This window comes from Cellvibrio sp. QJXJ, assembly GCF_024452345.1.
Lineage (GTDB): Bacteria > Pseudomonadota > Gammaproteobacteria > Pseudomonadales > Cellvibrionaceae > Cellvibrio.
In genome coordinates this window covers 2,602,855-2,616,316 of the sequence record NZ_CP101662.1, presented here as the reverse complement: position 1 = coordinate 2,616,316, position 13,462 = coordinate 2,602,855, and the positions used below count along the sequence as shown (strand labels likewise).

At 48.0% G+C, this 13,462-nt stretch carries 8 protein-coding genes, 7 tRNA genes and 3 rRNA genes; all 18 read left to right on the top strand.

The annotated features are described in order from the left end of the window. Positions 1-141: 141 nt before the first annotated feature. The gene (pssA, locus tag NNX04_RS11365) at positions 142-972 is read left to right on the top strand and encodes a CDP-diacylglycerol--serine O-phosphatidyltransferase (protein ID WP_261945815.1); all 831 of its coding nucleotides are present in this window, start codon (positions 142-144) and stop codon (positions 970-972) included. A 401-nt stretch (positions 973-1,373) separates the two neighbouring features. Continuing rightward, a 16S ribosomal RNA gene (locus tag NNX04_RS11360) occupies positions 1,374-2,907 on the top strand. Positions 2,908-3,069: 162 nt separating this feature from the next. Then, positions 3,070-3,146: transfer RNA gene (locus NNX04_RS11355), tRNA-Ile, on the top strand. A gap of 30 nt (positions 3,147-3,176) precedes the next feature. After that, positions 3,177-3,252, top strand: a tRNA-Ala gene (locus NNX04_RS11350). Between the two features lie 285 nt (positions 3,253-3,537). Beyond that, a 23S ribosomal RNA gene (locus NNX04_RS11345) occupies positions 3,538-6,425 on the top strand. 188 nt (positions 6,426-6,613) lie between these two features. Beyond that, positions 6,614-6,729 (top strand): 5S ribosomal RNA (gene rrf / locus NNX04_RS11340). The 16S, 23S and 5S rRNA genes sit together here with 2 tRNA genes alongside, the layout of an rRNA operon. Before the next feature lie 156 nt (positions 6,730-6,885). Further along, a complete protein-coding gene (gene alr / locus NNX04_RS11335; RefSeq protein ID WP_261945814.1) occupies positions 6,886-7,980 on the top strand; it encodes an alanine racemase in 1,095 nt (364 codons plus the stop codon). Further along, positions 7,977-8,969 carry a bifunctional biotin--[acetyl-CoA-carboxylase] ligase/biotin operon repressor BirA gene (gene birA / locus NNX04_RS11330; protein ID WP_261945813.1) on the top strand — a complete coding sequence of 331 codons (993 nt, stop codon included), beginning with the start codon at positions 7,977-7,979 and terminating at the stop codon, positions 8,967-8,969. The genes alr and birA overlap by 4 nt, the downstream gene beginning before the upstream one ends. Next, a complete protein-coding gene (locus NNX04_RS11325) occupies positions 8,959-9,720 on the top strand; it encodes a type III pantothenate kinase (protein WP_261945812.1) in 762 nt (253 codons plus the stop codon). Before birA ends, NNX04_RS11325 begins: the two co-directional genes overlap by 11 nt. Further along, positions 9,721-10,443 (top strand): SPOR domain-containing protein, encoded by a 723-nt coding sequence (locus NNX04_RS11320; RefSeq protein ID WP_261945811.1) that lies wholly within the window; start codon positions 9,721-9,723, stop codon positions 10,441-10,443. It begins immediately after the preceding gene. 45 nt (positions 10,444-10,488) lie between these two features. Further along, positions 10,489-10,564: transfer RNA gene (locus NNX04_RS11315), tRNA-Thr, on the top strand. A gap of 94 nt (positions 10,565-10,658) precedes the next feature. Further along, positions 10,659-10,742, top strand: a tRNA-Tyr gene (locus tag NNX04_RS11310). Positions 10,743-10,802: 60 nt separating this feature from the next. Beyond that, positions 10,803-10,876, top strand: a tRNA-Gly gene (locus NNX04_RS11305). Positions 10,877-10,892: 16 nt separating this feature from the next. After that, positions 10,893-10,968, top strand: a tRNA-Thr gene (locus tag NNX04_RS11300). Positions 10,969-11,046: 78 nt separating this feature from the next. Further along, the gene (gene tuf / locus NNX04_RS11295) at positions 11,047-12,270 is read left to right on the top strand and encodes an elongation factor Tu (RefSeq protein WP_007644455.1); all 1,224 of its coding nucleotides are present in this window, start codon (positions 11,047-11,049) and stop codon (positions 12,268-12,270) included. A 48-nt stretch (positions 12,271-12,318) separates the two neighbouring features. After that, positions 12,319-12,394, top strand: a tRNA-Trp gene (locus NNX04_RS11290). A 25-nt stretch (positions 12,395-12,419) separates the two neighbouring features. Next, the gene (secE, locus tag NNX04_RS11285) at positions 12,420-12,788 is read left to right on the top strand and encodes a preprotein translocase subunit SecE (RefSeq protein WP_007644444.1); all 369 of its coding nucleotides are present in this window, start codon (positions 12,420-12,422) and stop codon (positions 12,786-12,788) included. 6 nt (positions 12,789-12,794) lie between these two features. Then, a complete protein-coding gene (gene nusG, locus NNX04_RS11280) occupies positions 12,795-13,328 on the top strand; it encodes a transcription termination/antitermination protein NusG (RefSeq protein WP_040393155.1) in 534 nt (177 codons plus the stop codon). Positions 13,329-13,462 lie beyond the last annotated feature (134 nt).

Here is a 13,462-nt window from a genome sequence, read left to right as displayed (position 1 = left end):
GTTGAAACTATATCGCAAAGCGCGTGTGCCTGCAGAATATTGCGAGGTGTGAGCATTGCTTTGATTGAGTGAAAATAGATGCGGGAATGATTTGATGTGTACAATGTCGCCCCCGGCTACTACCGATCTATGAGGTTGATCATGAACAATAAGCAGGAACAGCATAAGCCCAGCGAGGCGGCTGACCACGAAGGTCCTTTGCCTTTTGGTGACTTGGTTGAAGAGGTCTCCGAAGGGGGCGAAAAAGTTCGGCACCGTGGTGTTTATTTGCTGCCCAATCTATTTACCACCGGGGCACTTTTTTGTGGTTTCTATGCCATTGTTTCATCGATGAATGGAAATTTTTCTCACGCTGCCATCGCCATATTTGCCGCTATGTTTCTTGATGGAATGGATGGTCGCGTGGCGCGAATGACTAATACGCAGAGTGCATTCGGTGAGCAGTACGACAGCTTGGCAGATATGGTTTCTTTTGGGGTGGCACCGGCATTGGTGGTTTTTAGCTGGGTGTTGCAGGATCTGGGGCGTTGGGGTTGGGCAGCGGCCTTTATTTATATTGCCTGCGCCGCTTTGCGTCTTGCGCGGTTCAATACCCAAATTGGTGTGGTGGATAAAAAGTACTTTATGGGATTGGCGAGCCCTGCTGCTGCATCGATTATCGCTGCAACTGTCTGGGTTTGGTTTGATAGTGCACCTACCGGTATTTGGGCGGCGGGTATTGCATTGCTGACCGCGCTTGCTGGATTGCTGATGGTGTCGAATTTTCGTTATACCAGCTTCAAAGGTTTGAACTTCCGGGGGCGTGTTCCGTTTGCCTTCATGTTATTGGTGGTGCTGGTTTTTGCGTCCCTGATTATTTATCAGCAGCAAGGTGTGTTGGCTATTGCTGTTATTTATGGGTTGTCTGGGCCAGCGGCTTGGTTATATGGCCGCATCGTTAGTGCAGGAAAAGTGCAAAATCTGGATAAATAAAAGTCGAACTGATTGGCAAATATTCGGATTAATTGTTTTTGCGAAATAGCCCCAAAAAATGCTTGCTTCAATGGCTGTCGATTCGTATAGTGCGCGCCCTGTCGAGCAGTAGCTGATTCAAATAAGCGAAGCGCGAAAGAGTTGTAAATGATTAATAAAATTAATGGTTTACAAAGGTTAGAAGGTGCGTATAATGCGCCTCCCACGGTTGAGCCGAAGCGCCAACCGGTTTTTTAACAAGACAGATCAAGCAATGCGTGTGGGCACTTGCGGATGGTGATTGGCAACAAGCAAATTATCAGATGAAGTGAACACACAAACAGTAATGTATTTGTGTTTAATAATTCTGAGCACGTTTTAGTTGTTCTATTCGGTTCGCCGACTAGACGACACCTGATTTTAAACTGAAGAGTTTGATCATGGCTCAGATTGAACGCTGGCGGCAGGCCTAACACATGCAAGTCGAGCGCGAAAGTTCTTCGGAATGAGTAAAGCGGCGGACGGGTGAGTAATACATGGGAATCTGCCTGGTAGTGGGGGACAACGTTTCGAAAGGAACGCTAATACCGCATACGCCCTACGGGGGAAAGGGGGGGATCTTCGGACCTCTCGCTATCAGATGAGCCCATGTCGGATTAGCTAGTTGGTGGGGTAAAGGCTCACCAAGGCGACGATCCGTAACTGGTCTGAGAGGATGATCAGTCACACTGGAACTGAGACACGGTCCAGACTCCTACGGGAGGCAGCAGTGGGGAATATTGGACAATGGGCGCAAGCCTGATCCAGCCATGCCGCGTGTGTGAAGAAGGCCTTAGGGTTGTAAAGCACTTTCAGTGGGGAGAAAGGTCATTCACCTAATACGTGAGTGAATTGATGTTACCCACAGAAGAAGCACCGGCTAACTCCGTGCCAGCAGCCGCGGTAATACGGAGGGTGCAAGCGTTAATCGGAATTACTGGGCGTAAAGCGCACGTAGGTGGTTTGTTAAGCTAGCTGTGAAATCCCCGGGCTCAACCTGGGCACTGCAGTTAGAACTGGCAAGCTAGAGTAGGGTAGAGGGGTGTGGAATTCCAGGTGTAGCGGTGAAATGCGTAGATATCTGGAGGAACATCAGTGGCGAAGGCGACACCCTGGACTCATACTGACACTGAGGTGCGAAAGCGTGGGGAGCAAACAGGATTAGATACCCTGGTAGTCCACGCCGTAAACGATGTCTACTAGCCGTTGGGAGCCTTGAGCTCTTAGTGGCGCAGCTAACGCACTAAGTAGACCGCCTGGGGAGTACGGTCGCAAGATTAAAACTCAAATGAATTGACGGGGGCCCGCACAAGCGGTGGAGCATGTGGTTTAATTCGACGCAACGCGAAGAACCTTACCAGGTCTTGACATCCAGAGAACTTTCCAGAGATGGATTGGTGCCTTCGGGAGCTCTGAGACAGGTGCTGCATGGCTGTCGTCAGCTCGTGTCGTGAGATGTTGGGTTAAGTCCCGTAACGAGCGCAACCCTTGTCCTTAGTTGCCAGCGCGTAATGGCGGGAACTCTAAGGAGACTGCCGGTGACAAACCGGAGGAAGGTGGGGATGACGTCAAGTCATCATGGCCCTTACGACCTGGGCTACACACGTGCTACAATGGGCGGTACAAAGGGTTGCCAAACCGCGAGGTGGAGCTAATCCCGTAAAACCGTTCGTAGTCCGGATTGGAGTCTGCAACTCGACTCCATGAAGTCGGAATCGCTAGTAATCGTAAATCAGAACGTTACGGTGAATACGTTCCCGGGCCTTGTACACACCGCCCGTCACACCATGGGAGTGGGTTGCAAAAGAAGTAGCTAGTCTAACCGCAAGGGGGACGGTTACCACTTTGTGATTCATGACTGGGGTGAAGTCGTAACAAGGTAGCCCTAGGGGAACCTGGGGCTGGATCACCTCCTTAAACGATATGCCAACCCGTCTGTAAGTGCTCACACGCATTGCTTGATCGACTGGAATCAATAAAAGATTTGTTAGTCGCTAGTCCCCTAGTGCTTGTCGCTAGACGCCGCGAGTTACTTTGAAAGGTAAGCGGCCGACAACTAGTGTCTACAGACCAGGATATAGGCCTGTAGCTCAGCTGGTTAGAGCGCACCCCTGATAAGGGTGAGGTCGGCAGTTCGAGTCTGCCCAGGCCTACCAACTTCTGTGTTTTGAAGTTCCCTCGAAAAAGGGGCTATAGCTCAGCTGGGAGAGCGCCTGCCTTGCACGCAGGAGGTCAACGGTTCGATCCCGTTTAGCTCCACCACTCTTTTGTTGATTAAAGAAGAAGTCAGTCAATTAATGTCTGCTCTTTAAATGCTTTACATTCCTGCTTAAGGAATTAAAAAGCTTCTAAAAGAAAAGAAGTTAATTGACTGGTTTTTACGCCAGATGTTCTTTAACAAGGTGGAATGTAAAGTAATAAATTGCTGATTTATGGATGTCTTGTGTATCTCTACACAAAAGTCCGGCGAATCATACTCATACGATGCGCTTATTATCGTGAGCGTATCAATGTTGTAAATCGTTAAAGCAGTCGCTTGTGTTATATGGTCAAGCGACTAAGCGCACACGGTGGATGCCTAGGCAGTTGGAGGCGATGAAAGACGTAGGAGCCTGCGATAAGCTCAGGGGAGCTGGCAAACAAGCTGTGATCCTGAGATCTCTGAATGGGGGAACCCACTTACTTTTAGTAAGTATCCTGCAGTGAATACATAGCTGCTGGAAGCGAACCCGGGGAACTGAAACATCTAAGTACCCGGAGGAAAAGAAATCAACCGAGATTCCCTTAGTAGCGGCGAGCGAAAGGGGACCAGCCCTTAAGTGGCTTTGGTGTTAGTGGAAGGCTCTGGAAAGTGCCGCGATACAGGGTGATAGCCCCGTACACGAAAATGCCTTAGTCATGAAAACGAGTAGGACGGGACACGTGATATCCTGTTTGAATATGGGGGGACCATCCTCCAAGGCTAAATACTCCCAACTGACCGATAGTGAACCAGTACCGTGAGGGAAAGGCGAAAAGAACCCCTGTGAGGGGAGTGAAATAGATCCTGAAACCGTGTGCGTACAAGCAGTAGGAGCAGACTTGTTCTGTGACTGCGTACCTTTTGTATAATGGGTCAGCGACTTATTGTCAGTGGCAAGGTTAACCGTATAGGGGAGCCGTAGCGAAAGCGAGTCTTAATAGGGCGTCTAGTCGCTGGCAATAGACCCGAAACCCGGCGATCTATCCATGTGCAGGTTGAAGGTTGGGTAACACTAACTGGAGGACCGAACCCACAAATGTTGAAAAATTTGGGGATGACGTGTGGATAGGGGTGAAAGGCTAATCAAGCCGGGAGATATCTGGTTCTCCCCGAAAGCTATTTAGGTAGCGCGTCATGTCTCACCCAGGGGGGTAGAGCACTGTTTGGGCTAGGGGGTCATCCCGACTTACCAAACCCATGCAAACTACGAATACCCTGGAGTGCAATCATGGCAGACAGACAGCGGGTGCTAACGTCCGTTGTCAAGAGGGCAACAACCCAGACCGCCAGCTAAGGTCCCCAATGTTAGTTAAGTGGGAAACGATGTGGGAAGGCTTAGACAGCTAGGAGGTTGGCTTAGAAGCAGCCACCCTTTAAAGAAAGCGTAATAGCTCACTAGTCGAGTCGGCCTGCGCGGAAGATGTAACGGGGCTAAAACTAGCAACCGAAGCTGCGGCTGCATACTTTGTATGTGGGGTAGGGGAGCGTTCTGTAAGCCGTCGAAGGTGTGTTGAGAAGCATGCTGGAGGTATCAGAAGTGCGAATGCTGACATGAGTAACGATAAGGGGAGTGAAAAACTCCCCCGCCGGAAGATCAAGGGTTCCTGTCCAACGCTAATCGGGACAGGGTTAGTCGGCCCCTAAGGCGAGGCGGAAACGCGTAGTCGATGGGAAACAGGTTAATATTCCTGTACCTCTTTTTACTGCGATGGGGGGACGGAGAAGGCTAGAGCAGCACGGCGTTGGTTGTCCGTGTTTAAGGTCGTAGGCTGGTGTCTTAGGTAAATCCGGGATGCTAAGGCTGAGAACTGATGACGAGTGTTCCTCGGAACATGAAGTGCTTGATGCCATGCTTCCAAGAAAAGCCTCTAAGCTTCAGGTAAAAAGAGACCGTACTCCAAACCGACACAGGTGATCAGGTAGAGAATACCAAGGCGCTTGAGAGAACTCGGGTGAAGGAACTAGGCAAAATGGCACCGTAACTTCGGGAGAAGGTGCACTGCTGATGGTGAAGGGCTTGCCCCGTAAGCTATTGGCAGTCGAAGATACCAGGCCCCTGCAACTGTTTATTAAAAACACAGCACTCTGCAAACACGTAAGTGGACGTATAGGGTGTGACGCCTGCCCGGTGCCGGAAGGTTAATTGATGGGGTTAGCGCAAGCGAAGCTCTTGATCGAAGCCCCGGTAAACGGCGGCCGTAACTATAACGGTCCTAAGGTAGCGAAATTCCTTGTCGGGTAAGTTCCGACCTGCACGAATGGCGTAATGATGGGGGCGCTGTCTCCACCCGAGACTCAGTGAAATTGAAATCGCGGTTAAGATGCCGTGTTCCCGCGGCTAGACGGAAAGACCCCGTGAACCTTTACTATAGCTTTGCACTGAACTTTGAACCTATCTGTGTAGGATAGGTGGGAGGCTTTGAAGTCGAGACGCTAGTTTCGATGGAGCCGTCCTTGAAATACCACCCTGGTATGTTTGAGGTTCTAACGTCGGCCCCTTATCGGGGTTACGGACAGTGTATGGTGGGTAGTTTGACTGGGGCGGTCTCCTCCCAAAGAGTAACGGAGGAGCACGAAGGTGTGCTAATCATGGTCGGAAATCATGAGGTTAGTGTAAAGGCAAAAGCACGCTTGACTGCGAGACAGACATGTCGAGCAGGTACGAAAGTAGGTCTTAGTGATCCGGTGGTTCTGTATGGAAGGGCCATCGCTCAACGGATAAAAGGTACTCCGGGGATAACAGGCTGATACCGCCCAAGAGTTCACATCGACGGCGGTGTTTGGCACCTCGATGTCGGCTCATCACATCCTGGGGCTGAAGCCGGTCCCAAGGGTATGGCTGTTCGCCATTTAAAGTGGTACGCGAGCTGGGTTTAGAACGTCGTGAGACAGTTCGGTCCCTATCTGCCGTGGGCGTTGGAGATTTGAGAAGAGTTGTTCCTAGTACGAGAGGACCGGAATGAACGAACCTCTGGTGTTCGGGTTGTCATGCCAATGGCACTGCCCGGTAGCTATGTTCGGACGGGATAACCGCTGAAAGCATCTAAGCGGGAAGCCTCCTTCAAGACTAGATCTCCCTGGGGCTTTAAGCCCCCTAAAGAGCCGTTGAAGACTACGACGTTGATAGGTCAGGTGTGGAAGCGCTGCGAAGCGTTGAGCTAACTGATACTAATTGCTCGTGCGGCTTGACCATATAACAGAAACGACTGTTAGACGGTTTACGATTCAGGCAGAAAGTAAAACTTATCTGCAACCGGACTTGTACGATACGCAAGCATCCAAAAAATACATACAGCAAAACTTTGCATTCCATCGCCCTATTTGAGTCAATCGAGGCTGATGTACTACACATCCTAAGACCTCCGAACTCATACCGAATTGCTTGACGACCATAGCAAGTTGGAACCACCTGATCCCATTCCGAACTCAGAAGTGAAACGACTTAGCGCCGATGGTAGTGTGGGGTCTCCCCATGTGAGAGTAGGTCATCGTCAAGCTCTTAAATACAGAACGCCCTGCAGATATCTGCAGGGCGTTTTTTTTGCTGATTTTTTTCATGGTCTTTTGCCTCCAATAAAGCTTTTGCTAATGGCTTTTATCGTGCGGCTCTGCTTATATGCGCGATAAGTTTTTTGATCCTTGAGAGATTGTGCGTGTTAACTATTGATCTGAACGCTATTCAGCATAACTGGTTAAAGTTATCGTCTTTAACGCAGTCAAATGTGGCCGGAGTCATTAAAGCGAATGCTTACGGCTTAGGGGCAGCAGAAGTTGGTCTCGCCTTGCATGCTATTGGCTGTAGAGAGTTTTTTTTGGCGTCTGTAGATGAGGCGATTGCAGCCCGATCATACTTGCCTGGCGATGCGGTAGTTTATGTTTTGGGGGGGCTTCGAAACGTAGATGTTTCGGAGCTTTATGCGAGAAATATTATCCCTGTAATTTGTTCAGCCTATGATGTTGAGCGATGGCTGAAATTTAAGACTGATTGTGGAATAAATGCGGCTGCCGCACTGAAAATCAATACTGGGATGACGCGTTTTGGTCTTGATGAGCGTGATTTTTATTTACTCTGTGGCGATGAGTCCCGTTTAAAAGCTATTAATCCTCTGATGCTCATGAGTCATCTTGCTTGCGCGGATGACTTTGTGCATCTACAAAATAATTTGCAATTTGATCGTTTTTTAAAATCCTTTCAGTACATCAAAAAATTATTGCCTCAGATTAAGGCTAGTTTAGCTAACTCCTCAGGAATTTTTTTAGGCAAGCAATGGCATTTTGATTTGGTGCGTCCTGGTGCTGCACTTTATGGGATTAATCCCACACCTTTAGAAAAAAATCCAATGCTTCCTGTTGTTCGTCTCTCATTGCCAATATTGCAGATTCGCAGATTGGATGCGACTGAATTGATTGGTTATGGCGCCACAGTAAGTTTATCTGCTGGTGCAAAAGTAGCCGTAGTAGCTGGAGGTTATGCCGATGGGGTTAACAGAACTTTAGGGGCTCAGCCTGAAGGTATGTTATTAGGGCAGCGAGTAAAATCAATAGGCAGAATATCAATGGATTCAATGATATTTGATGTGTCCCATATCGCTGCATCAGATGAGGATTTGATGTGTTCTTCGATAGACGTTGTTGGCGAGCAGTTTCCGCTAGATAAGCTTATCAAAGATAATCAATCGCTGGGTTATGAGGTGCTTACTAGTATTGGCTCACGATACAAGCGCACATATTTGTCTGGAGTGATATGAGCCTTAATCTATTTGATTCAAATTCATTAGGCCAGGCGCTGAAATTATTGTCTGATGGAGAGTTTCATTCTGGAGAAGAGTTGGGCGCTTTACTTGGTGTTAGTCGTGCGGCAGTGTGGAAAACATTAAAAAAGTTTGAGTTGCTTGGCATTGATCTTATCTCGGTGAAAGGAAAAGGTTACTGTATTGGCGGTGGACTGGATTTACTCGATCAGTCCAAAATATTCTCGGGGCGATGTGAGTCCTTAAATATCAATGTGTTTGCGCAGGTGGATTCAACCAATTCTTATCTTTTGCGCCAAAATAAGCCGGAGCGTCATGTTTGTTTGGCTGAAAATCAGACGGCTGGCCGAGGAAGGAGAGGTCGAATTTGGGTTAGCCCTTTTGCGCAGAATCTTTACCTTTCAATTGGGTGGGGATTTGATGGCGGGGTCGCTGTCTTAGAGGGGCTTAGTTTGGCAATTGGTTTGGCTGTGGTCAGGTCTCTGCGTCATTACGGTATTTCCGGGCTGAAATTGAAGTGGCCAAACGACATATTATATAAAGACAAAAAACTGGGTGGTGTTCTAATTGAAATGAATGGCGACCCTTCTGGTTATTGTTTGGTGGTGGTTGGGGTCGGTCTTAATGTATCAATGCATGACGGTCATGCCTCTTCAATTAATCAGCCCTGGATTAATCTGAATGATATTTTAGCGGAGCAAGGCGCTCCTCTAATTACCAGGAATCAACTCGCATCATCCTTGCTGGATGAATTGGTGCTCATTCTATCTGATTACCATCGCATTGGTTTTGCGGCTTATAAAGAAGAGTGGGCACTGTCTGCGGCGCACATGAATCAGGCTGTTAGTATTCATAGCGGAAATACCGTGCGAACGGGTGTTATGCGTGGAGTTGATAGTACAGGAGCTCTCCGGCTTGATGTTGATGGCAAAGAGCAAATCTTTCATGGAGGAGAATTGTCCTTGAGGGGGGATTATGCGTCTTGAGGTCGATATTGGGAATACGCGAATTAAATGGAGGCTCAAGGAAGGGGACGATATGTTTGAACGAGGTTTTCTTGTCACTGGCTCCTCGTTAGCCTTGATGGAGCCGGCGCTTGATCGTTATTTGGGTAAGGTTAAGGCGATATGGGTTGCCAGTGTCGTGGATGAAGAGTTGGAGAGAGGTTTTGCCATATGGGCTAAGCGGGTTTTCTCGATAGAGCCGTTATTTGTAAAAAGTTGCGCATCGATCGGTGTGGTGAGAAATGCTTATATTTCCCCCGAGTCACTGGGCGTTGATCGCTGGTTGGGAATTTTAGCTGCATACCATTTAGAAAAAAGAGCGTGCATTGTTTTATCGCTGGGAACCGCGGCGACGGTTGATGTGGTTGATAAAAGTGGAGCTCATCTGGGTGGATTTATCGCCCCAGGTCTTTCTTTAATGATTGGCTCGCTCACTGCTGGTACTCGACGCCTATCTGTTGTGCCTGCAGAAATGGTTCAGTTGGATGACGGCTTGGGCGTGTCCACTTTTTCAGCTATTTGCGGTGGTTGCACATCTATGTTGATTGGTTTGGTTAATAATGCAATTGCTCAGTTGTGTAAGTGTATCGGAAATGATGATTTTGGGCTGGTGTTTGCTGGTGGTGATGCGATTCAGTTGATCCCCTATTTCCCCTCTGCGCGATTGATGAATGATCTGGTTTTGGATGGTCTTGTGTATGCAATGCAGGGCTTAGAGCCACTGGAGGAGTAAATGAGATCGATTTTTTTTCTGGTTCTTGCTGCAAATATATTTTTCTTTGTCCGGCAATACTTTTTTGTGAATGGCGTGACCAAAAGCGACGAGCAGTATGTTGCTCAATCAAGTGAGAATGCTGGTTCTTCGGGGGCACTATTATTGCTATCTGAGCGCTCCGGAGGGAAGGTAGATGCTGAAAAAGATTTTACTCAAGTGTCTTCGCTGAGTAATCAAGTAGAAGGTGTGCAAAAAGAAGGTGCGCCTCTTTGTACCATGATTGGTCCTTATGAGCAGCTGCTCCAGGCAGAGTACGCCGTTGAGCGCCTTGCAGCCTTGGGGGCTGATGTTCATGTGGTGCCAGTCGAAATCAAGGAGGGTGAGTCATTTTGGGTTTACCTTGTGCCAGAGGTTTCTGAGCGGGAGGCGCTGAATAGGCTCCATGAGCTGCAGAGGAAAAATATTGAGAGCCACATAATATCAAAAGGGGATCTCACCAACGGTATCTCGTTTGGTCGCTTCTCTCAATATGAGGATGCAGAGGCGTTGTCGTTAAAGATTAAAAATAACGGTTATGACGCGCAGATAAAAATTATGCCTAAAACAATTCAAGAGACGTGGGTTGTTATTGGAGAGGGTTTTGCTGAGAAAATAGACGATTCGGTGTGGGAAGAGCTTATAAGAAAACAAAAAGGGCTCGAAAAGAGACAAAATTATTGTTTGGGTGTTGCTTCTCATTAGAACTTTCAATAGAATTCCGCCTCCACAAACGGCGGTGGTCAAAAAGCTGGCGTAGCTCAGTAGGTAGAGCAGCTGACTTGTAATCAGCCGGTCGGGGGTTCGATTCCTCTCGCCAGCTCCAATTTGGAGTATGCTTTTTGACATAACTGTGTGAATTTATTGAAAAAATAGATTGACAGTTGCAAGTTTGGGCCGGAAAATGCCGGCGGTTTTCGGCAGGGGTTCCCGAGTGGCCAAAGGGATCAGACTGTAAATCTGACGCGCAAGCTTCGATGGTTCGAATCCATCCCCCTGCACCATATTCGCCTTAAGTGCGCTTAAGGTATTAAGTAAAGTGGCAAGCCCAGTATCTGATTAAAGCGGGTATGGTTCAATGGTAGAACCTCAGCCTTCCAAGCTGATGGCGCGGGTTCGATTCCCGCTACCCGCTCCAAATATTTTAGGTTAAGGCTCATATAGCTCAGTTGGTAGAGCACACCCTTGGTAAGGGTGAGGTCAGCAGTTCAAATCTGCTTATGAGCTCCAAAATAATGCTGCGAGAGAGTGCCTCTCGCAGCTTTTTTATCTGTGTGATTGTTATTAACGTCTGAGGAGGCGCTCGCAATGGCGAAGGAAAAGTTTGAACGTAACAAGCCCCACGTCAACGTGGGCACCATTGGTCACGTTGACCACGGTAAAACCACTCTGACTGCAGCGCTGACTCGCGTTTGTGCAGAAAGCTGGGGTGGCGCGTTTGTTGGTTATGATGGTATCGATAACGCACCTGAAGAAAAGGCGCGTGGTATTACCATTAATACCTCTCACGTGGAATATGACTCACCAACTCGCCACTATGCGCACGTTGACTGCCCAGGCCACGCCGACTATGTGAAGAACATGATCACCGGTGCTGCCCAGATGGATGGTGCAATCCTGGTGTGTGGTGCAACTGATGGTCCAATGCCACAAACTCGTGAGCACATCCTGCTGTCTCGTCAGGTAGGTGTTCCTTACATCGTGGTATTCCTGAACAAGGCTGACTTGTTGGCGGAAGACTGTGGTGGTGTAGGCACTGAAGAGTACAACGAAATGTTGGAGTTGGTAGAAATGGAGCTGCGTGAGCTGCTGTCTACCTATGACTTCCCCGGTGATGACACCCCAATTATTGCTGGTTCTGCGCTGATGGCGTTGAACGGTGAAGATGAAAACGGTTTGGGTACCTCTGCGGTACGTAAACTGGTTGAGTCATTGGATAGCTACATCCCTGAGCCAGTGCGTGCTATCGATCAACCATTCCTGATGCCAGTAGAAGATGTGTTCTCTATCTCTGGTCGCGGTACAGTAGTAACTGGTCGTGTAGAGCGTGGTGTTGTTAAAGTTGGTGAAGAGATCGCGATTGTTGGTCTGAAAGACACCGTTAAAACCACCTGTACTGGTGTTGAAATGTTCCGCAAATTGCTCGACGAAGGTCGTGCAGGTGAGAACGTTGGTGTTCTGTTGCGTGGTACCAAGCGTGATGACGTTGAGCGTGGTCAAGTTCTGTGTAAGCCAGGTTCAGTGACTCCACACACCAAGTTTGAATCAGAAGTGTACGTATTGTCTAAAGAAGAAGGTGGTCGTCACACTCCATTCTTTAAAGGTTACCGTCCACAGTTCTACTTCCGTACCACTGACGTAACTGGTGCGGTGGAATTGCCGGAAGGCGTAGAAATGGTAATGCCAGGCGACAACATTAAAATGGTTGTTACCTTGATTCACCCAATCGCGATGGAAGATGGTTTGCGTTTTGCTATCCGTGAAGGTGGTCGTACTGTTGGTGCTGGCGTTGTAGCCAAAATCATTCAGTAATTAATATGGAGGGCGGTTTCTCCGCCCTCTATTTGCTTCTGTTATGTTAGGCCAGTAGTTCAATTGGTAGAGCACCGGTCTCCAAAACCGGGTGTTGGGGGTTCGAGTCCCTCCTGGCCTGCCAAATTTCATGAAGGTTTCCTGCGATAATGAATGCAAATACCGAAGAAAAAGTTTATCGACTTGACGCATTAAAATGGCTCTTGGTTTTTGCAGTAATTGCTGTTGGTGTAGTTGGTAATTCTCATTTTTCTGCTGAATCGATTCTCTATCGTGCATTAGGTCTTATAGTGCTTGCAGCTATCGCTGTTGCAATTGCGTTGCAGACTGCAAAAGGTGCTGCGATATCAGATGTTGTGCGTGGTGCGCTTGTTGAGCTGCGTAAAGTTGTTTGGCCTACTCGCCAAGAAACCAATCAAACAACCCTTATTGTATTGGCTGTTGTTTTTGTAATGGCAATCATTCTCTGGTTGCTTGATACTCTATTTGGTTTTGTTGCCTCAAGTATCATAGGATAGATTGGTATGGCTAAGCGCTGGTATGTTGTTCATGCTTATTCTGGGTATGAGAAAAAAGTTGCGCTTTCCTTGCGTGAGCGCGTCGCGTTGTATGGCATGGAAGAAAGTTTCGGTGAGATTTTGGTTCCCACTGAAGAAGTAGTTGAAATGCGGGGCGGCCAAAAACGCAAAAGTGAGAGAAAGTTTTTCCCTGGTTATGTTTTGGTACAAATGGAATTGAACGATGATACTTGGCACTTGGTAAAAGATACGCCACGAGTCATGGGTTTTATTGGTGGTAAAGCTGACCAACCTGCACCTATTACTGAAAAAGAAGCGGAAGCCATCTTGCGTCGTGTAGACGATTCAATGGAGAAGCCGAAGCCAAAAACAATTTTCGAGCCGGGTGAAATGGTTCGTGTGATTGATGGGCCTTTTAATGATTTCAATGGCGTTGTCGAAGAAGTAAATTACGATAAAAACAAGCTTCGTGTTGCGGTGTTGATATTTGGCAGATCTACACCAGTTGAATTGGAGTTTGGTCAGGTAGAAAAAACTTAATGGTCTGAAGTTTTAATGCCCCTCTTCATCTTGTTGTGAAGAGGGGTTTTCGTGTCTCAGTCAAAGGCTGAGGCGGGGAGCCTGAGACGCTAGTTTTTGCCAAAAAGCTAGTCGAGGCGCTAATACCCATAGGG